The sequence below is a fragment of the uncultured Pigmentiphaga sp. genome (assembly GCF_937950555.1).
Taxonomy (GTDB): Bacteria; Pseudomonadota; Gammaproteobacteria; order Burkholderiales; family Burkholderiaceae_B; genus Pigmentiphaga.
Map to the genome: position 1 here is coordinate 30,632 of NZ_CALFCW010000038.1, position 17,553 is coordinate 48,184.

At 66.3% G+C, this 17,553-nt stretch carries 18 protein-coding genes; 5 read left to right on the forward strand and 13 right to left on the reverse strand.

Annotation, left to right across the window (positions count from 1 at the left end; translation table 11 throughout):
• Positions 1-2: 2 nt before the first annotated feature.
• Both Q0319_RS10605 and Q0319_RS10610 read left to right on the forward strand, forming a co-directional pair.
• Positions 3-527 carry a flavin reductase family protein gene (locus Q0319_RS10605; RefSeq protein WP_296467028.1) on the forward strand — a complete coding sequence of 175 codons (525 nt, stop codon included), beginning with the start codon at positions 3-5 and terminating at the stop codon, positions 525-527.
• A gap of 20 nt (positions 528-547) precedes the next feature.
• Positions 548-1,324, forward strand: a complete 777-nt coding sequence (locus Q0319_RS10610; RefSeq protein WP_296467025.1) for a hypothetical protein — start codon at positions 548-550, stop codon at positions 1,322-1,324.
• Between the two features lie 43 nt (positions 1,325-1,367).
• Here Q0319_RS10610 and Q0319_RS10615 read toward each other — a convergent pair whose 3' ends face one another.
• The 4 genes from Q0319_RS10615 to Q0319_RS10630 all read right to left on the reverse strand — a co-directional run bounded on the left by Q0319_RS10615 (position 1,368) and on the right by Q0319_RS10630 (position 5,300).
• Positions 1,368-2,363 (reverse strand): L-threonylcarbamoyladenylate synthase, encoded by a 996-nt coding sequence (locus tag Q0319_RS10615; protein WP_296467022.1) that lies wholly within the window; start codon positions 2,361-2,363, stop codon positions 1,368-1,370.
• Positions 2,364-2,369: 6 nt separating this feature from the next.
• Complete coding sequence (locus Q0319_RS10620) at positions 2,370-3,536, reverse strand: 5-(carboxyamino)imidazole ribonucleotide synthase (RefSeq protein ID WP_296467018.1); 1,167 nt, start codon at positions 3,534-3,536, stop codon at positions 2,370-2,372.
• Positions 3,533-4,066, reverse strand: a complete 534-nt coding sequence (gene purE, locus Q0319_RS10625) for a 5-(carboxyamino)imidazole ribonucleotide mutase (RefSeq protein ID WP_296467015.1) — start codon at positions 4,064-4,066, stop codon at positions 3,533-3,535. The genes Q0319_RS10620 and purE overlap by 4 nt, the downstream gene beginning before the upstream one ends.
• A gap of 145 nt (positions 4,067-4,211) precedes the next feature.
• Positions 4,212-5,300 carry a YeiH family protein gene (locus Q0319_RS10630; protein ID WP_299452355.1) on the reverse strand — a complete coding sequence of 363 codons (1,089 nt, stop codon included), beginning with the start codon at positions 5,298-5,300 and terminating at the stop codon, positions 4,212-4,214.
• Positions 5,301-5,410: 110 nt separating this feature from the next.
• Here Q0319_RS10630 and Q0319_RS10635 point away from each other — a divergent pair, with 110 nt between their 5' ends.
• Both Q0319_RS10635 and trxA read left to right on the forward strand, forming a co-directional pair.
• A complete protein-coding gene (locus Q0319_RS10635; protein WP_299452357.1) occupies positions 5,411-6,346 on the forward strand; it encodes a LysR family transcriptional regulator in 936 nt (311 codons plus the stop codon).
• Positions 6,347-6,435: 89 nt separating this feature from the next.
• On the forward strand, positions 6,436-7,278 hold the full coding sequence (gene trxA, locus Q0319_RS10640; RefSeq protein ID WP_296471058.1) for a thioredoxin: 843 nt from the start codon (positions 6,436-6,438) through the stop codon (positions 7,276-7,278).
• 3 nt (positions 7,279-7,281) lie between these two features.
• Here trxA and Q0319_RS10645 read toward each other — a convergent pair whose 3' ends face one another.
• From Q0319_RS10645 to tkt, 6 genes are all read right to left on the reverse strand, one after another.
• A complete protein-coding gene (locus Q0319_RS10645) occupies positions 7,282-8,169 on the reverse strand; it encodes a phosphoribosylaminoimidazolesuccinocarboxamide synthase (RefSeq protein ID WP_296471061.1) in 888 nt (295 codons plus the stop codon).
• A gap of 168 nt (positions 8,170-8,337) precedes the next feature.
• Positions 8,338-9,402 (reverse strand): class II fructose-bisphosphate aldolase, encoded by a 1,065-nt coding sequence (gene fba / locus Q0319_RS10650; RefSeq protein WP_296465900.1) that lies wholly within the window; start codon positions 9,400-9,402, stop codon positions 8,338-8,340.
• Between the two features lie 34 nt (positions 9,403-9,436).
• Positions 9,437-10,885: a pyruvate kinase gene (pyk, locus tag Q0319_RS10655; protein ID WP_296465903.1), complete on the reverse strand. Its 1,449-nt coding sequence runs from the start codon at positions 10,883-10,885 to the stop codon at positions 9,437-9,439.
• 4 nt (positions 10,886-10,889) lie between these two features.
• Positions 10,890-12,092 carry a phosphoglycerate kinase gene (locus tag Q0319_RS10660; RefSeq protein ID WP_299452362.1) on the reverse strand — a complete coding sequence of 401 codons (1,203 nt, stop codon included), beginning with the start codon at positions 12,090-12,092 and terminating at the stop codon, positions 10,890-10,892.
• 4 nt (positions 12,093-12,096) lie between these two features.
• Positions 12,097-13,107, reverse strand: a complete 1,011-nt coding sequence (gene gap / locus Q0319_RS10665; RefSeq protein WP_296465910.1) for a type I glyceraldehyde-3-phosphate dehydrogenase — start codon at positions 13,105-13,107, stop codon at positions 12,097-12,099.
• Positions 13,108-13,159: 52 nt separating this feature from the next.
• Entirely contained in the window at positions 13,160-15,208 is a 2,049-nt protein-coding gene (gene tkt, locus Q0319_RS10670) for a transketolase (RefSeq protein WP_296465913.1), read from the reverse strand.
• A 122-nt stretch (positions 15,209-15,330) separates the two neighbouring features.
• Between tkt and Q0319_RS10675 the strand changes: the two genes are divergently transcribed.
• Positions 15,331-16,074, forward strand: coding sequence for a 16S rRNA (uracil(1498)-N(3))-methyltransferase (locus Q0319_RS10675; protein ID WP_299452365.1), 744 nt, complete (start codon positions 15,331-15,333; stop codon positions 16,072-16,074).
• Between the two features lie 51 nt (positions 16,075-16,125).
• Here the strand turns inward: Q0319_RS10675 and sodC are convergent, their stop codons facing one another.
• The 3 genes from sodC to Q0319_RS10690 are packed head-to-tail and all read right to left on the reverse strand — an operon-like array spanning position 16,126 to position 17,551.
• Positions 16,126-16,650: a superoxide dismutase [Cu-Zn] SodC gene (gene sodC, locus Q0319_RS10680; protein ID WP_296465919.1), complete on the reverse strand. Its 525-nt coding sequence runs from the start codon at positions 16,648-16,650 to the stop codon at positions 16,126-16,128.
• Between the two features lie 28 nt (positions 16,651-16,678).
• Positions 16,679-17,125 carry a barstar family protein gene (locus Q0319_RS10685; RefSeq protein ID WP_296465922.1) on the reverse strand — a complete coding sequence of 149 codons (447 nt, stop codon included), beginning with the start codon at positions 17,123-17,125 and terminating at the stop codon, positions 16,679-16,681.
• 3 nt (positions 17,126-17,128) lie between these two features.
• Entirely contained in the window at positions 17,129-17,551 is a 423-nt protein-coding gene (locus Q0319_RS10690; RefSeq protein ID WP_299452367.1) for a ribonuclease domain-containing protein, read from the reverse strand.
• Positions 17,552-17,553 lie beyond the last annotated feature (2 nt).

The window sequence follows — 17,553 nt, forward strand, 5'->3', positions numbered from 1 at the left end:
GGATGCCTGCAGCTCTTCCGAATTTCGACTCCACCGCATTCCGTTCGGCCCTGGGCCGTTTCGCCACCGGCGTGACGGTGGTCACCGCCATCGGGCCGGACGGGCGCCCCGTCGGCCTGACGGTCAGTTCGTTCAACTCCGTCTCCCTGACGCCGCCGCTCGTGCTTTGGAGCCTCTCGCTGACCTCCAGCTCGCTCCCCATGCTCGAGGCGGCCAGGCACTATGCCGTGAACGTGTTGGCGGCCGACCAGCTCGACATTGCCAAGCGCTTCGCCGTCCGCGGCAACCCCGCCGACCGCTTCGCCCAAGTATCTTGGCGCCCGGGAGAAAACGGCGCGCCACTGCTGCACGGTTGCACGGCCTGGTTCGAATGCTATAACCGCAGCAGATATCACGAAGGCGACCACTGCATCTTCGTCGGCGAGGTCGAACGCTGCGGCCACACGGACGCCATGCCGCTGGTGTTTCACGCGGGTGGCTTCGACCTCACGCCACAACGCGCCCGCAAGGCGCCGCCTTCTCCCTAAACCTTTTCTCCGGACCGTCTATGCATCGTCGCATCGCCCTCGCCCTGCTCTGCACCCTGTCCGTCGCCGGCTGCAACGGCTACTTTGGTTCGCCGGACGAAGACGGAGGCGGCGGGAGTGGCGGCAACAGCGATGCGCAAGGCATCTGGGCAGGCACCGTCACCAGCGACACGCTCTCCCTGCACATGCTCGTGACGCCCAACAACGAGCTGTGGGCCATGTCGTGGAGCGAAAATTTCACCCAGGTGCGCCGGCTCACGCGCGGAACGGGTTCGCTGAACGGCAAGGCATTTTCGGGAACCGGCAAGACCTTCGGCACCGGCGACACCACCGCCGAAACGGCCAACATCACCGGCACGGTGACGACCCGCTCGACGTTCGACGGCAACCTCGGACAAAACGTGACCTTTGCTTCCACGTTCAACGAGCAGTACGACGCCGCCTTCGATCTCGCGGCCTACTCGGGCACCTGGCAAGGGCGCGACAGCACCAGCTCGGGCGTGACCTTCACCATCCAGTCCAACGGCAACTTCGACGCCCGGTTCCAAATCAGCGGAAGGCCGGATACCTGCAACGTCAGCGGCGCACTGACCAAAGCCGCCTCGGGCAAGAACTACGCGACCACCACTTTCTCTTTCGGCAATGCCACCAACTGCCTGGGCCAGCACGCAGGCACCAGCATGCAAGGAGTCGCCGTGCGCCTGGCCGAAGAGGAAAAAGAGCCGCTGTTGCTGATCATGGCGACCAACAGTGCGCAGTCCGCCGCTTGGTTTGCCTACGCCCGCAAGCGGCCGTAGCGATAGGGGCCCGGTCCTGCTTCGCGGCAGGCCCGGCCACCGCTCAGGCAGGGCCCGACCCCACCGCTGCGCGTCCGAGCCGGTCGCGCACCGCAGACCACTCGAGCGTTTCGGGCGGCTGCTCAAGCATCAGCACATCCAGCCCCCGGGCATCGAGTTCGCGCAGCGTCGCATAAAGCGCGTGTGCATAGCCTTCGGGATCGGCGGGCGCCTCCACCCAGACGGCCGCCCCGCCCGGATCGCGCTTCGACCAGACCCCCACCGACCGGCCCTGGGCCCGTGCGGCGGCAACCTCCCCCGGGAGCCGGTCCGCATGGACCAATTTGAGCGGGGTGCGGGGCGCGTAATGCGCGGATAGCGAGCCCGAGACGCGCGGCACGGCGCGGCGATCGTCCATTTGGGAACGCGTCAGCACCGCCGTGCCCAGTACCTCCGACAGCGCCAGGGCAGAGATGTGGCCCGGCCGCAGAAGCAGGGGAAGTTCGCCGGAGACGTCGACGATGGTCGATTCGATGCCGACCTCGCACGGCCCCCCATCCAGCACCAAGGGCACAGCCGCGCCGAATTCGTCTGCCACGTGCCGGGCAGTGGTCGGACTGATGCGGCCGAAGCGATTGGCCGAGGGCGCCGCAACGCCGCCGCCGAATGCCGCCAGCAAGGCCTGGGCGACGGGATGAGAGGGACAACGCAGCCCGACCGTATCCTGTCCGCCCGTCACGGCATCGGGCACGCCAGGGGCCCGCGGGAGGATGAGGGTCAGCGGCCCCGGCCAGAACGCATCCATCAGCCGGCGCGCGGCGCCGGGAACGTGCGCGGCCCAGCGCGACAAATCGTCGCCGGCGGCCACGTGGACGATGACGGGATGATCATTGGGCCGACCCTTGGCGGAGAAGATGCGCGCCACGGCGTCCGGATCCGAGGCGTTCGCCGCGAGGCCGTACACCGTCTCGGTAGGCATCCCCACGAGCTGCCCGGCCCGCAGCAGGTCCGCCGCTTCGGCGATGGCCTCGGGCGTGGGCGGCAGGATGCGCGCGTCCATCGGCGCCTACGGATAAACGATGCCGAGGGCGGCCGCGACTTGCGCGGCGCTGCGGCCCGCCGCGTCGCGGTCGGCGCCGAGACAGGTCACGTGCCCCATCTTGCGGCCGCGGCGTGCTTCCTTCTTGCCGTACAGGTGCAATTTGGCCGTGGGGACCTCCAAGGCCTTGGCCCAAGGCGGCTCGACCGCCTCATCGCCCTGCCGGAACCAGATGTCGCCGAGCACGTTGAGCATGACCGCCGGCGCCAGCATGTCGGACGCCCCGAGCGGCAGGCCGGCCAGCACCCGCACCTGCTGCTCGAATTGGCTGGTCGTGCAGGCATCGATGCTGTAGTGCCCGCTGTTATGGGGGCGCGGCGCGATTTCGTTGACGATGAGGCGGTCTTGCGGAAGCACGAAAAACTCGACGCACAGCACCCCGCAGTATTCCAGGCCCGATGCGACCTGGAGCGCAGCCGCCGAGGCGCGGCGCGCAACGTCGGCCGAGGCGCGAGGCGACGGCACGGTCGAGACTGCCAGGATGCCGTCGCGATGCACGTTCTCGGAGACCGGGTAGGTCACGACCTCGCCGTCGAAGCCGCGCGCCACGACGACCGAAATCTCGAACTCCAGGGGCAGCCTGGCTTCCAGCACGCAGGGTACGCCGCCGAAAGCATCGAAGGCGGCGCGGGCCTCTTCGGCCGACTCCACGCGCGCCTGCCCCTTGCCGTCATAACCCAGGCGGGCCGCTTTCAAGATGCCAGGATACAGCGAAGCCGGCGCCGCATCGATGTCGGCGGCCGACCGGATCTCCGCATAAGGCGCCACCGGCACGCCCATGGAAGAGATGAAGCGCTTTTCGGCGATGCGGTCTTGTGCGATCGCGACGGCGCTCGCGGCCGGGCTGACCTGGCAGCGCGCCGCCAGCTTTTCCAGGCTAGCCGCCGGCACATTCTCGAATTCGGTCGTCACGGCCGCGCAGCGCTCGGCCAGCTGCGCCAGCCCCGCTTCGTCGTCGTAATCGGCCCGGATGTGCAGGTCGGCAACCGCTCCCGCCGGGCATTCGGCGATCGGGTCGAGCACCGCGACACGATATCCCATGCTCTGGGCCGCCTGGCAGAACATCCGGCCCAATTGCCCCCCTCCGAGCAGGCCCAGCCAACCGCCGGGCGGCACGATGCGTCCCGTCTTCATGCCTGGCCTCCCGGCGGAAGCGTCATCGCGCGCGCGGCCTCGGTCTGGCGGGCACGGAAGGCATCGAGCCTTTGCCTGAGCGCCGGATCGGTGGTGGCCAAGTTGGCGACCACGTGCAACGCGGCATTGGCCGCGCCCGCCTCGCCAATGGCGAACGTCGCGACCGGCACGCCCTTGGGCATCTGGACGATGGACAACAGCGAATCCTCTCCGCGCAGGTACTTGGACGGAACCGGCACGCCGAACACGGGCACCGACGTCAGCGCCGCCAGCATGCCCGGCAGGTGCGCCGCGCCTCCCGCGCCCGCGATGATGGCTCGCAGGCCGCGACGCGTCGCCTCGGCGCCGTACTCCACCATGTCGAGCGGCATGCGGTGGGCCGATACGACGCGGGCTTCATGGGGCACGCCAAATTCATCCAGCACGGCAACCGCGTGCTTCATGATCTCCCAATCGCTGGAAGAACCCATCACGATGCCGACCTGCACCGCTGCGGGGGAAGAAGGGGAAGAAGAGGAAGGACTGGACATGAGGAACCTTGCGGGCGTCTGGCGCACCGCGCCGGACGAGCATCTAAAGAACGGATTTTAACCCGCCGGGGCCGGCAAGGCCCGCCCGATCTCGGTTCTGGAAGCTCGCCCCCCTGCGATTCGATGAGGCGAGAAAACCACGCTCTCAGCCCAAGAGGCGATTGATTCCCGCGCCGCCCACGACGAGCCAGACGAAGAGCGCACCGGCCAAGAGCAGCGGCCGCACGCCCGCGCGGCGTATCGCCCCGGCCTGCGTCGTCAACCCCAGCGCGGCCATGGCAATGGCCAGCAACAACGTATCGAGCTCGATCGCGATCGCGACCCACTGTTCGGGCAAAGGAACCGCGGAATGGAACGCCACCATGGCAATGAAGCCGACGGCGAACCAGGGGATGCAAAGTTTTCCGCCACTGTCCGCGCCTGCGGCACCGGCCCTGCATCCGCCCCACGCCAGCCAGGCCGACAATGCCAGCAGGAACGGCGCCAGCATCATGACTCGAACCATTTTTGCGATCACCGCCGTGTCGGCCGCCGCGGGGCTGATCTCCCGCCCCGCGGCGATCACCTGGGCGACCTCGTGGACGGTCGATCCAACATAAACGCCGAATCCGTGCTCACCTCCGGGAATCACGCCCCACTGCGCGTTCATCTGGTACAGAACGGGGTAGAGAAATAGGGCCAGCGTGCCGAAGACGACGACGGTGGCCACGGCCACGGCAATCTCCTCGGCGCGCGCCCGCAGCACCGGGCCAGTGGCCATCACCGCCGCCGCGCCGCAGATGGACGCCCCCGCCCCGACCAGGCAGGCCAAGCTTCGATCCAGCTTGAATACACGCGTGCCGAGTAGCCAGGCGAGCCCGAAGGTGGAAGCCAGCACCAAGGCATCGATGGCAATGCCTGCCAGCCCCACCCCGCCGATGTCCTGCCACGTCAAGCGCAGGCCGTAGAACACGACTCCGGCACGCAACAGCGTCTGCTTGGCCACGCCTACGCCAGCCGCGCCTTGGGCGGCGATGCGCGGATAAATCGTGTTTCCCACCAGCATGCCCAGGATGATGGCCAGCGTCAGCGCGCCCATGCCCCGGCTGGCGAAGACTTCCCACCGGCCCAGCAACACCGCGGCCGCCCCTAGCCCACCCGCCAGTAACAAGCCGGGCCCGACCTGCCGGAGAAAACGCGCTGCGCCGCTTGCCGCAGCCGGCGTGCCAAGCGATGAGGCCGACGAAAACCGCATAAGCTAATAACTTCTAGTATTGATGAGCCTCCACTCTAGTCATCAGTTTCGACGGGGTAAAACGGTTTATTTTTGTATATTCAACAAGCAAAACTGGTTATTCGAGTTATATGGAAACCCCGCGCCTGACCCTCCGCCAATTGCAGATCTTCGCCGCCGTGGCGGACGCGGGTAGCACCAGCGCGGCCGCCGGGGCCGTGGCGCTCTCGCAGTCGGCCGCTAGCGCCGCGCTGAATGACTTGGAGCGGGCCCTGGGCATGAGCCTGTTCGATCGGGTAGGCAAACGCCTAGTGCTGAACGACAACGGGCGGGAACTGCTGCCGCAGGCGCGCGAGCTGCTGGACCGCGCAGCCGCCATCGAGCGCTGGGCGCGGGACGACCAGGGCCACGTCGGTCTCCTGCGCATCGGCGCCAGCACCACCATTGGCAACTACGTATTGCCCACCTTGCTGGCAGGCTTCCAGCGCGACCTCGAAGCCTCCGGCCAACCGCACTGGACCGCGCACGTGGCCATCGCCAACACGTTGGCCATCGCCACCCAGGTGGTGAACTTCGAGCTCGACCTGGCCCTGGTGGAAGGCCCATGCGAGCAGCCCGAGTTGAACGTCGAGCCTTGGCTTACCGACGAATTGGTCATCGTGGCCGGCGCACGCGACCCCATCGTTCCGGTCAGCGGCATCGTTCCCACCGAACAGCTGAGGGAAGCCACCTGGCTATTGCGGGAAGAAGGGTCGGGTACGCGCGAAATCATTCGCGAAGCGCTTACGCCGCACTTGCTGCACATGAAATCGGGCATCGAGTTCGGCAACTCGGAAGCCATCAAGCGCGCCGCCGCCAGCGGCCTGGGGATCACCTGCCTGTCGCGCTGGGTCGTGGACGACATGCTCAAGAGCGGCGAGCTGGTGGAGCTGCCCACCGCCTTGCCCAAGCTCATGCGCTCCTTCTACCTGATCTCCCATGCGCGCAAACAGGCCACGCCGGGTGTACGCCGGCTGACCGCCTATCTTCGCGGCTTCGCGCAGAGTTCGACGCCGGGCCGGCCGTGACACGCCCGCTCCGGCGACGCAGCCGGACCCGCCGCGCGCCAAAATGAAGCACAATCATTCTTTCGCTCATGCTTCATAGGATTCCCGGTATGGATGTCACGCTCGCCAACTTCGAGCGCGAGGTATTGCTGGCCTCGCGCGAAAAGCCGGTCCTCGTCGATTTCTGGGCCCCGTGGTGCGGCCCCTGCCGCTCGCTGACCCCGATCCTGGAAAAACTCGAACGCGAATACGGCGGCAAGTTCAAGCTGGTCAAGGTCAATGTCGACGAAAACCAGCAATTGGCCGCACACTTCCAGGCTCGCAGCATCCCGCTGGTCGTAGCCATCCTGAACGGCCGCCCGGTAGATCAATTCACCGGCGCCCTGCCCGAGGGGCAGGTGCGCGCCTTCATCGACCGGCTCCTACCCCTGCCCCACGAGCAGGAACACCAAATGGCGGCGGCGGCCATGCAGGCCGGCGACGTCGCCACGGCGGAAAAGCATTTGCGCGCCGCCCTCATGCTCGATGCGACCTACGATCCGGCGCGGATGGATTACGTCGAGCTGCTGCTCAGCACCGGACGCCCGGAAGACGCCAAGGCCCAGTTCGAGCTGCTTACCCCGGCGGCCAAGGCAGACCCGCATTACGCCAACCTCGAAACGGCGTTGAACGCGGTCGAGCAGGCGCAGGACTCGCCCGAGGAAACCGAGCTGGTCGCGCGCATCGAACAAAACCCGGACGACCTGCAGGCGCGCCTCGATCTCGCCAACAAGCGCATCGCTCGGCGCGCCTGGGCGGCCGCGATGGATGAGCTGCTCGAGATCGTCAAGCGCGACCGCCACTTCCAAGACGAGATCGGCCGCAAGACCATGATTGCGGTCTTCGACATGGCGTCGGCGCAACCGGAGCTGGTCTCGCAATATCGCAAGAAACTGTCGTCGGTACTGTTCTGAGCGTCACGCCCCGACCAGCCGCACCCGCGCTTCGCGGTATTTGTCCGACGTGCGCTCCAGCACGGCCTGGGGCAACCGCGGAGCCGGGGCGGTCTTGTTCCAGGGCTGGGCCTCTAGCCAGTCTCGAACGAACTGCTTGTCGAACGAGGGCGGGCTGATGCCCGGCGCATACGAGTCGGCGGGCCAGAAGCGCGACGAATCCGGGGTCAGCACTTCGTCCATCAAGTGCAGCACGCCGTTCTCGTCCAGCCCGAATTCGAACTTGGTGTCGGCAATGATGATGCCGCGCTGGGCCGCATACTCGGAAGCCAGCTGGTAGATGCGCAGCGAAACGTCGCGGATCTGCTCGGCCAACTGCGGACCGACTTCCTTGACCACATGCTCGAAGCTGACGTTTTCGTCGTGGGCACCCAGCTCGGCTTTCGCGGCGGGCGTGAAAAGGGGCGATGGCAGCTTCTGCGCCAGCACCAGCCCCTTGGGTAGGGCGATGCCGCACACGCTGCCGCTTTCCTGGTAATCCTTCCAACCGGAGCCGATCAGGTACCCGCGAACCACGGCTTCCACCAGCACAGGCTTGAGGCGCTTGACCACCACGGCGCGGCCGACGACCTGCTCCCGCTCGTCGGCGGCCACCACTGTCACGGGATCAATTCCGGTCAGGTGGTTCGGGATGATGTGGCCGAGCCGCTCCAACCAGAAATTGGTAAGCGAATTCAGCACCTCGCCCTTGCCCGGGATCGGGTCGTCGAGGATGACGTCGAAGGCAGACAGCCGGTCGGTGGTGACGATCAGCAGCTTGTCGTCGCCGACGGCGTACATGTCGCGGACTTTGCCGCGTCCGAGCAGCGGCAGGGAACGGATGGTGGATTGATACAGCGGCGGTGCGGCCATGATTGAGAGCTCTACAAAGCGCGTCTGCCAGACGCGGCGCGGGAAGGGCCCGCTTATCAGGGCGGGGGCGGGAGCACCCCGAGGCGCCCCCGATCCCGCGGCGGCCGCCAAACAGGCGGCCGGAACTGATGATGGTTGGACGCGCCTCGGCGCGTCGGGGGCGAAAGATTAATTGACGACTTGCGCCAGCTTGCCGGACGCGTAGTCGGCGGCCATGACGCTCAGCGGAATGGGCTTGATCTTGCTGGCGTTGCCCGCCGTGCCAAACTGGGTGTAACGCTCCACGCAAATCTTCTTCGCAGCGGCGCGGGCCGGCTTGAGGTACTCGCGCGGATCGAACTTCGAGGGATTCTCGGTCAGGAACTGGCGGATCGCGGCCGTCATCGCCAGGCGGATGTCGGTGTCGATGTTGATCTTGCGCACGCCATACTTGATGGCTTCCTGGATTTCCTCGACCGGCACGCCATAGGTTTCCTTCATGTCGCCACCGTACTGGCGGATCGTGGCCAACAGGTCCTGCGGCACGCTGGAGCTGCCGTGCATGACCAAGTGGGTGGTCGGCAGGCGACGATGGATTTCCTTGATGCGGTCGATGGCCAGGATGTCGCCGCTGGGCTTGCGGGAGAACTTGTAGGCGCCATGGCTGGTGCCGATGGCGATGGCCAGGGCGTCGATCTGGGTGCGCTTGACGAAGTCAGCGGCCTGTTCAGGATCGGTCAGCAGCTGATCGCGGGTCATGGTGCCTTCGGCGCCGTGCCCGTCTTCCTTGTCGCCCTTCATGGTTTCCAGCGAGCCGAGGCAGCCCAGTTCGCCTTCCACCGAAATACCCTGGACGTGCGCCATCTCCACGACTTTACGCGTGACTTCGACGTTGTAGTCGTATTCGGCGATGGTCTTGCCGTCTTCGCGCAGCGAACCGTCCATCATCACGCTCGAGAAGCCCAGCGCAATGGCGCCCCTGCAAACCTCGGGCGACTGGCCGTGGTCCTGGTGCATGACCACGGGAATGTGGGGATAGGACTCGATCGCGGCCGCGATGAGCGCCTTCAGGAAGCCTTCGCCAGCATATTTGCGAGCGCCGGCCGACGCTTGCATGATGACGGGGCTGTTGGTTTCGTCGGCCGCTTCCATGATCGCCTGGACCTGTTCCAGGTTGTTGACGTTGAAGGCCGGGATGCCATAGCCATTTTCCGCCGCGTGGTCGAGCAGTTGACGCATGGAAACGAGTGCCATTGTGAACTCCTGATTGAAAAATGTTGTGTGGGCATCAGCCGTGCTGGCCTATCCGCACGATTTTTAGAGTATTGGTTCCGCCTGGCGACCCCATGGGTTCGCCCACCGTGAAAACGACTAAATCGCCGGGTTCGGCCACCCCCTTCTCCACCAGTAATTTCTCGGCCGCCAGCAGCGAGGCGTCCCGATCGCCCGACTCTTCCAGGTGCAGCGTCCGTACGTTGCGGTATAGCGCTACTTTACGCTGGGTCGTCACGCGGGGGGTCAGCGCGTAAATAGGTGTTGCACTGTCATGCCGGCTCATCCACAAGGTGGTGGCGCCCGAATGCGTCAGCGCGCAAATGGCCTTGCACCGAAGGTGATGGGCCGTGAACAGCGCGCCATAGGCGATGGATTGGTCCACCCGATGGAAGGTCTGGTCGAGGAAGTCCTTGTCCAGCTCGAAATGCTGCGACTTTTCCGCTTCCAGGCATATCGACGCCATGGCTTCGACCGTCTCCACCGGATAGCGCCCTATGGCGGTCTCGGCCGAAAGCATGACAGCGTCGGTGCCGTCCAAGACGGCATTGGCCACGTCCGACACCTCGGCCCGCGTCGGCATCGCGTTGACGATCATGGATTCCATCATCTGCGTGGCCGTGATGACGGTACGGTTGTGCAAACGCGCGAGCCGGATCATGCGCTTTTGCAGCGCGGGCACGGCCGCCGCCCCCACCTCCACCGCCAGGTCGCCGCGCGCCACCATGATGCCGTCGGAGGCTTCGATGATCTCCTCCAACGCCGCGATGGCCTCGGCACGCTCGATCTTGGCGATGAGCTGCGGCCGGGCGCCGATCTGCGCACCGGCAATGGCCACGAGCTGGCGCGCCATTTCGATGTCGGTACGGTTCTTGGGAAAGCTGACGGCGATGTAGTCCACCCCCATCTGCACCGCGGACCGGATGTCCTCCATGTCCTTGCCGGTGAGGGCCGGTGCGGTCAGGCCGCCACCTTGGCGATTGATGCCCTTGTTGTTGGACAGCTCGCCGCCGACCAGGACCTCGGTATGGATTTCGGATCCCGCCACGCGGGTGACGCGCAGGCGAATCAACCCGTCGTTCAGCAGCAGGATGTCCCCGGCTTGCACGTCGCGGGGCAGGTCGGGATAGTCCAGGCCGACGCGGCTAGCGTCGCCCAGCTCACATGTGGCATCGAGGACGAAGGGCTGGCCGGGCTCGAGCTGCACCTTGCCTTCGGCGAATTTGCCGATGCGGATCTTGGGGCCTTGGAGGTCGGCCATGATCGCGACTTCGCGATCACAGGCGAGCGCTGCGGCGCGCACCAGGCCGGCGCGCGCCGCGTGGTCTTCCGCGGTGCCGTGCGAAAAATTGAGCCGCACTACGTCGACGCCGGCGCGGATCATCCGCGCCAGCGTATCGGCCGAGCTCGAGGCCGGGCCAAGCGTAGCCACGATTTTCGTGGCGCGAGCGGAAGGTCTGTCCACAGGCTCAGGCGCCTTGTGCGGCGCGCTCCTCCAAGATAGCGACCGCGGGGAGCGCCTTGCCTTCCAGGAACTCGAGGAAGGCGCCGCCGCCGGTCGAGATATACCCAACCTGGTCTGCGATGCCGTACTTCGCGATCGCCGCCAGCGTATCACCACCCCCGGCAATGGAGAAAGCCGGCGACGCGGCGATGGCCCGCGCCAGCGTCTCCGTGCCGCGCGAGAAGGCGTCGAACTCGAACACGCCCACCGGGCCGTTCCAGACGATCGTGCCCGCCGCCTTGAGCAGGCCGGCCAGGCGCTCGGCCGAGACCGGCCCGATGTCCAGGATCATATCGTCGTCGGCCACTGCGTCAGCGGACTTGGTCTGCGCCTCGGCGTCGGCAGAGAACGCCTTGGCGCAAACCACGTCGGTCGGGATGGGCACGGCGGCGCCGCGCTTTTCCATGACCTCGATGATGGCCTTGGCTTCCTCCACCAAATCGGGCTCGGCCAACGACTTGCCGATGGGCAGCCCCTTCGCCAGCATGAAGGTATTGGCGATGCCGCCGCCCACGATCAGCTGATCCACCTTGTCGGCCAGGCTCTTGAGGATGGTGAGCTTGGTCGACACCTTGGAGCCGGCGACGATGGCCACCAGCGGCCGCTTGGGCGACTGCAGGGCGCGGCCCAGCGCGTCGAGCTCGGCCGCGAGCAGCGGACCGGCGCACGCGACGGGCGCGAACCGCGCGATGCCGTGCGTCGTGGCCTCGGCACGGTGGGCCGTGCCGAACGCATCGTTGACGTAGACGTCGCACAGCGCGGCCATCTTGCGGGCCAGCGCCTCGTCGTTCTTTTTCTCGCCCTTGTTGACGCGGCAGTTCTCGAGCAGCACGACTTGCCCGGGCGCGACGTCGACGCCGTCCACCCAGTCAGTGACGAGCTGCACAGGCTTGCCGAGCAGTTCGGAAAGGCGCTTGGCCACGACCGCCAGCGAATCGGCGGGGGTCAGCGTGCCCTCGGTCGGACGGCCCAGGTGCGACGTCACCATGACGGCGGCGCCGGCGCCGAGCGCCAGCTCGATGCCCGGCACCGACGCACGGATGCGCGTGTCTTCGGTGATGTTGCCCTGGTCGTCCAGCGGTACGTTCAGGTCGGCGCGGATGAACACCCGCTTGCCGGCCAACTCGCCCTTGGCCGCCAGATCGGCCAGCGTGATGACCTTGCCCATGGCCTTACTTCGCCGACATCAGCGCCACGGTGGTGTCCAGCATGCGGTTGCTGAAGCCCCACTCGTTGTCGTACCACGACGAGACCTTGACCAGGTTGCCGTTGACCTTGGTCAGGGTGGCGTCGAACGTGCTGGAGGCAGGATCGTGGTTGAAGTCGGACGAAACCAGCGGCTCGGTCGAATAATTCAAGATGCCCTTGAGCGAGCCTTCCGCGGCTTCCTTCAGGATGGCATTGACTTCTTCGACGGTCGTGTCGCGCTTGGCCACGAAGGTGAGGTCGACGATGGAAACGTTGATGGTCGGGACGCGGATGGCGTAGCCGTCCAGCTTGCCGTTGAGCTCGGGCAACACCAGGCCGACCGCGGCGGCGGCGCCGGTCTTGGTCGGGATCATGTTTTGCGTGGCCGAGCGGGCACGGCGCAGGTCTTCGTGGTAGACGTCGGTCAGCACTTGGTCGTTGGTGTAGGCGTGGACGGTCGTCATCAGGCCCGAGACGATGCCCAGCTTGTCATGCAGCGGCTTGACCAGCGGAGCCAGGCAGTTGGTGGTGCACGAAGCGTTCGAGATGACGGTGTGCTCTTTGCGCAGCACGTCGTGGTTCACGCCGTAGACGACGGTGGCGTCCACGTCCTTGCCGCCGGGGGCCGAGATCACGACTTTCTTGGCGCCGCCCTTCAGGTGGGCGCTGGCCTTCTCCTTGCTGGTGAAAAAGCCCGTGCATTCGAGCACCACGTCGACGCCCAGCTCGCCCCAGGGCAGCTCGGCCGGGTTGCGGTTGGCCAGCACGCGGATCTTGTCGCCGTTGACCACCATGTAGTCGCCCTCGACCGAGACCTGGCCAGGGAAGCGTCCGTGGGCCGTGTCGTAGCGCGTCAGGTGCGCGTTGGTCTTGGGATCGCCCAGGTCGTTGATGGCGACGATTTCGATGTCGTGCTTCTTGCCCCCTTCATAGTGGGCGCGCAGGACGTTGCGGCCGATGCGGCCATAACCATTGATCGCGACACGGATAGTCATGGTGTTTTTCCTTTGATGAAAAGAATCTGTGACGACGTTGGTGGATGCCCCACTAGCCCACCAGCTTCCGGACGGCGTCTGCGACCCGTTCGGCGGTGAATCCGAAATGCTTGAACAACACCCCGGCCGGCGCGGATTCGCCATAGGTGTCTATGCCGATGACTTCGCCGTCCAGGCCCACGTACTTGCGCCAATAGTCGGTCACGCCCGCCTCGACCGCAACGCGCGGCAGGTTGCGCGGCAGCACGTGCTGGCGCCATGCTTCGTCCTGCCGGTCGAATACCTGGGTGCAGGGCATGGAAACCACCCGCACGAAGATTTCTTCCTTGGCCAACAACTCCTGCGCCGCCAGCGCCAGCGCCACCTCCGAGCCCGTGGCGATGATGACCGCGCGCGGGTTCAGCGCATCGCGCAGTACATAGCCGCCGCGTGCGATATCCGCGATGGTGGCTTGGTCGCGCTCGACGAAAGGCAGGTTCTGGCGCGACAGCAGCAGCGCCGTCGGGCCACCGGCCTTCACGTCCATGCCGACGCTGGCGGGGCGGCTCACCGCCGCGCCCCAGGCGACCGCGGTCTCGGTGGTATCGCACGGACGCCAGACTTCCAGGTTAGGGATGAGGCGCAGGCTCGCCGCGTGCTCGATGGATTGGTGGGTCGGGCCGTCTTCGCCCAGGCCGATGGAGTCGTGCGTGAAGACATGCACCACGCGTTGCTTCATCAGCGCCGCCATGCGCAGCGCATTGCGGGAGTAGTCGGAGAACGTGAGGAAGGTGCCACCGTAGGGCAAATAGCCGCCGTGGAGCGCCACGCCGTTCATGATCGCGGCCATGCCGAACTCACGCACGCCATAGTTGATGTGGCGGCCGAACTGGATGCCGTCGGCGCCCGCGCGCACTGCCTGGACACCCTTCCAGTCGGTGTAATTGGAACCGGTCAGGTCTGCCGATCCGCCCAGCAGCTCGGGCAACATGTCGGCCAGCGCAGCGATGCAGAACTGCGAGGCCTTGCGCGTGGCCACGGTTTCCTGCTTGCGGTTGGTCTCGGCCACGAACTCAGCGAACCGCTCGGCGAAATCGGCCGGCAATTCGCCGCGCATGCGGCGCCGGAACTCGGCCGCCTCTTGTGGATACTGCGCCGCGTATTGGTCGAACAACGTATTCCACTCGCCCTCGAGTTTCGCGCCCTTGGCCTTGGCGTCCCAGAACGCGTACACCTCGGGCGGGACCTCGAACGGCTCGTGCGCCCAGCCGATGGCGGCACGGGTGGCGGCGATTTCCTTGTCGCCCAGCGGCGACCCGTGGACCTTGTCGGTCCCGGCCATGGTCGGCGCACCCTTGCCGATCACGGTGCGGCATTCGATCAAGGTCGGCCCACCGCCCTTGCCGGCTTGCGCTTTCGCCTGCGCGATCGCGGCATCGACGGCCCCGGCGTCGTGGCCGTCGACATTGCGGATCACGTTCCAGCCGTAGGCTTCGAAACGCTTGGCGGTGTCGTCGGCGAACCAATACTTGACCTCGCCGTCGATGGAAATGCCGTTCGAGTCATACAGCACGATGAGCTTGGAGAGCTTGAGCGTGCCGGCCAGCGAAGCAACCTCGTGCGAGATGCCTTCCATCAGGCAGCCGTCGCCGACGAAGGCATACGTGAAGTGATCGACGATGGGCAATCCGGGGCGGTTGAACTCGGCGGCCAGCAGCGCTTCGGCGAGCGCCATGCCGACGGCGTTGGAGATGCCCTGCCCGAGCGGCCCGGTGGTGGTTTCCACCCCCGGCGTGATGCCCACTTCCGGATGGCCTGGCGTCTTGGAATGCAGCTGGCGGAAGTTGCGCAGCTCATCCATGGGCAGGTCGTAGCCGGTGAGGTGGAGTAGCGAATAAATCAGCATCGAACCGTGGCCGTTCGACAACACGAAGCGGTCGCGATCAGGCCAGGCCGGGTTGGAGGGGTTGTGGCGCAGGTGCCCATGCCAGAGCGCCAAAGCGATTTCAGCCATGCCCATCGGCGCGCCGGGGTGACCGGAATTGGCCTTCTGGACAGCATCCATGGACAGCGCGCGGATGGCGTCCGCCATGTTCAGTTGGGGGGCGGCTTGATTGCTCATGAGACACTCTTTCTGGGCCGAAAAGCCCGCTGCTACAAAGCTTTCGAGTTTAACATTCGTCTACGCCCCCCGCCTTTTCCCGGGGCGTGGCGCTTGTCAAAAGTTACATCGAACACGTATCCATGCCTCTCCCCCGTTTTCACGTCGATCTTTCGTTGCAGCCCGGCGCGCGCCTGGCCCTGCCCGATTCCGTCGCCCACCATGCCCTGCGCGTGCTCCGGCTGCGCGAGGGCGACGAGGTCGTGCTCTTCGACGGCCGGGGCGGCCAATATTCGGCCCGGCTGGAGATCCAAGGCAAACAGGCCTACGCCCAGCTGGGCGCCTACGATCCGCGCGAAGCCGAGCTGCCGGGCCGGGTCATCCTGGCGCAGGCCTTGCCTTCGGGCGACAAAATGGACTGGGTGGTGGAAAAAGCGGTCGAAGTCGGTGCCGCGGCGATCCAACCGCTGGCGGCCGCGCGCAGCGTGTTGCGCCTTTCCGGGGAGCGCCTGGAGAAACGCGTGCAGCACTGGCGCCGCGTGGCCATTGCGGCAAGCGAACAATGCGGCCGCAACCGCATCGCCGACGTCGGCGCCCCGATCACGCCCCAGCAGTGGCTGGAACGCCCGGTGGAAGACGGCACCGTTCGATTGCTATGCGACCCTGACGCCGAATTGCGCCTGACCGAATGGGCGGCCGGGGTAGGCACGCCCCCGACCACGATCGAGCTGCTGGTCGGCCCGGAGGGTGGTTGGTCCAACGAAGAATACGCCCTCGCGCGCGAGCACGGCGTGTGCATGGTCCGCTTCGGGGACCGCATTCTGCGCACCGAAACCGCGGGCACTGCACTGATTTCCGCGCTCAGCGCCAAGCTGGGGTGGGTCTGACGCAACGCCAAGGTGCGGCAGCGCCAGGCCCATGCCACGACCTCCCGCCCTTCAGATTACCCCGCATGCGGTGCGCGCGCCGCCTCCGCCGAGCGGGGCGGGATGGTCGGAGTGATTGTCGCCGCCCTGGTGGATCATGAGCGAACGCCCCTTTAGGTCTGACAGCGACTTCAGCCGAGGGGCGAGGACGGGATAGCTGGCCTTGCCTTCGGCATCCACGTACAGGGCCGGCAAATCGCCCAGGTGCGCTTCGTCGTCCCAAGGCGCGCCGTGCTTGCCGGTTTTCTTGGGATCGAGATGCCCACCAGCCGCGAGCGCGGCCACCGGCTTGCCGTCCTGCTGCCCCGGGTCGCAGCTGGGATTGGTATGCACGTGGAAACCGTGCATGCCGGGAGCCAAGCCCGAGAGCGCCGGCGTAAAGACCAGCCCGTACGGGGTCTCCTTGACCGTCACGGTGCCGAGGCTGCGCCCCGTGCCCTGCGCATCGACGGCCGACATGGAAATGGACAGATCCGCGAACGCCGGGGCGCTGACCAGGAACGACGCCAATAACACGAACCCCACACGGTGCTTCATCGATCACTCCTTTGGCTAAATGCCGGCTTCAGCCGGCGGAAGACGGGCCCACGGGCTCGGCGGCGCTATCGGCGCGTTCGAGGATAAAGGCAAACGTCTTGCCGTTCTCGCGCGCGAACTCGACGACGTCTTCGCCCACCTGGGCGATGGCGGCCGCATGCTCGGCCAGGCCCGGATCATCCTGGCGCACGTGGCGCAGCGCCAGCACCATGCCGACCTCCTGGTCGAGCACGGTGTCGCACAGGCAATCGTAGAGGGCGTCGAGGTTGCCGCCGAAATGTTCTGGAAAATCCACCGTATTGGCGATCGCGCGCAGCACAGCGGATTTGCTCTTGGCGCGCGAACAGTCGACTTCAAACAGCGCCAGGTTCGACTCTTGCGCGGCGCGCTTGAGCATCCGCGCGTCGACCCCCTGGTCATACAAGGCTCCGCCAGTCTTGAGGCACTCGCTCAGCTTTCTCGAGTTCAACGACATGGATCACTCCCGTATGCGCCGGAACGACGCGTAGTGATCAGACGTATACCAATATTCGCCGCTGGTGGCCGGGTCGCCGGTATCGCCCTTGCCGGCAACGATACGCCTGGCGCCTCGGTTGCGGGCGCCCGGGGTGGGCACGGTGTACTCGGTATAGTACCCACGAGGCCGCAAGGGCAAAAGCCGCTCACGGTTATAAAACGTCACCCCGTCACGCGGATGCGTGAACCGGTGGCCGGCCCGGATCTTCGCCAGCACCTCCCGCGCTTCCGGAGGCAGGTCTCGCACTGAGATGGTGTCGGGCGCTTTCGCGGCCCAGCCGGCCGCCCCTAGGACCAAGGCCAGCAAGCCCGCTGCCAGCCACGCCATGATGCGGCCGACGGCGGGCAAGGCGCGCGCCGGCCGGAAACTGCTCCTGCTAGACATCG

Bases quoted from the DNA above. Each gene is read 5' to 3' on its own strand.
- Q0319_RS10610 (WP_296467025.1), top strand. From the start codon at position 548: ATGCATCGTCGCATCGCCCTCGCCCTGCTCTGCACCCTGTCCGTCGCC.
- tkt (WP_296465913.1), bottom strand. From the start codon at position 15,208: ATGAGCAATCAAGCCGCCCCCCAACTGAACATGGCGGACGCCATCCGC.
- purE (WP_296467015.1), bottom strand. From the start codon at position 4,066: ATGTCCAGTCCTTCCTCTTCTTCCCCTTCTTCCCCCGCAGCGGTGCAG.
- Q0319_RS10645 (WP_296471061.1), bottom strand. From the start codon at position 8,169: ATGGCCGCACCGCCGCTGTATCAATCCACCATCCGTTCCCTGCCGCTG.
- trxA (WP_296471058.1), top strand. From the start codon at position 6,436: ATGGATGTCACGCTCGCCAACTTCGAGCGCGAGGTATTGCTGGCCTCG.
- Q0319_RS10675 (WP_299452365.1), top strand. From the start codon at position 15,331: ATGCCTCTCCCCCGTTTTCACGTCGATCTTTCGTTGCAGCCCGGCGCG.
- fba (WP_296465900.1), bottom strand. From the start codon at position 9,402: ATGGCACTCGTTTCCATGCGTCAACTGCTCGACCACGCGGCGGAAAAT.
- Q0319_RS10685 (WP_296465922.1), bottom strand. From the start codon at position 17,125: ATGTCGTTGAACTCGAGAAAGCTGAGCGAGTGCCTCAAGACTGGCGGA.
- Q0319_RS10630 (WP_299452355.1), bottom strand. From the start codon at position 5,300: ATGCGGTTTTCGTCGGCCTCATCGCTTGGCACGCCGGCTGCGGCAAGC.
- gap (WP_296465910.1), bottom strand. From the start codon at position 13,107: ATGACTATCCGTGTCGCGATCAATGGTTATGGCCGCATCGGCCGCAAC.
- sodC (WP_296465919.1), bottom strand. From the start codon at position 16,650: ATGAAGCACCGTGTGGGGTTCGTGTTATTGGCGTCGTTCCTGGTCAGC.
- Q0319_RS10635 (WP_299452357.1), top strand. From the start codon at position 5,411: ATGGAAACCCCGCGCCTGACCCTCCGCCAATTGCAGATCTTCGCCGCC.
- Q0319_RS10620 (WP_296467018.1), bottom strand. From the start codon at position 3,536: ATGAAGACGGGACGCATCGTGCCGCCCGGCGGTTGGCTGGGCCTGCTC.
- Q0319_RS10615 (WP_296467022.1), bottom strand. From the start codon at position 2,363: ATGGACGCGCGCATCCTGCCGCCCACGCCCGAGGCCATCGCCGAAGCG.
- Q0319_RS10605 (WP_296467028.1), top strand. From the start codon at position 3: ATGCCTGCAGCTCTTCCGAATTTCGACTCCACCGCATTCCGTTCGGCC.
- Q0319_RS10660 (WP_299452362.1), bottom strand. From the start codon at position 12,092: ATGGGCAAGGTCATCACGCTGGCCGATCTGGCGGCCAAGGGCGAGTTG.
- Q0319_RS10690 (WP_299452367.1), bottom strand. From the start codon at position 17,551: ATGTCTAGCAGGAGCAGTTTCCGGCCGGCGCGCGCCTTGCCCGCCGTC.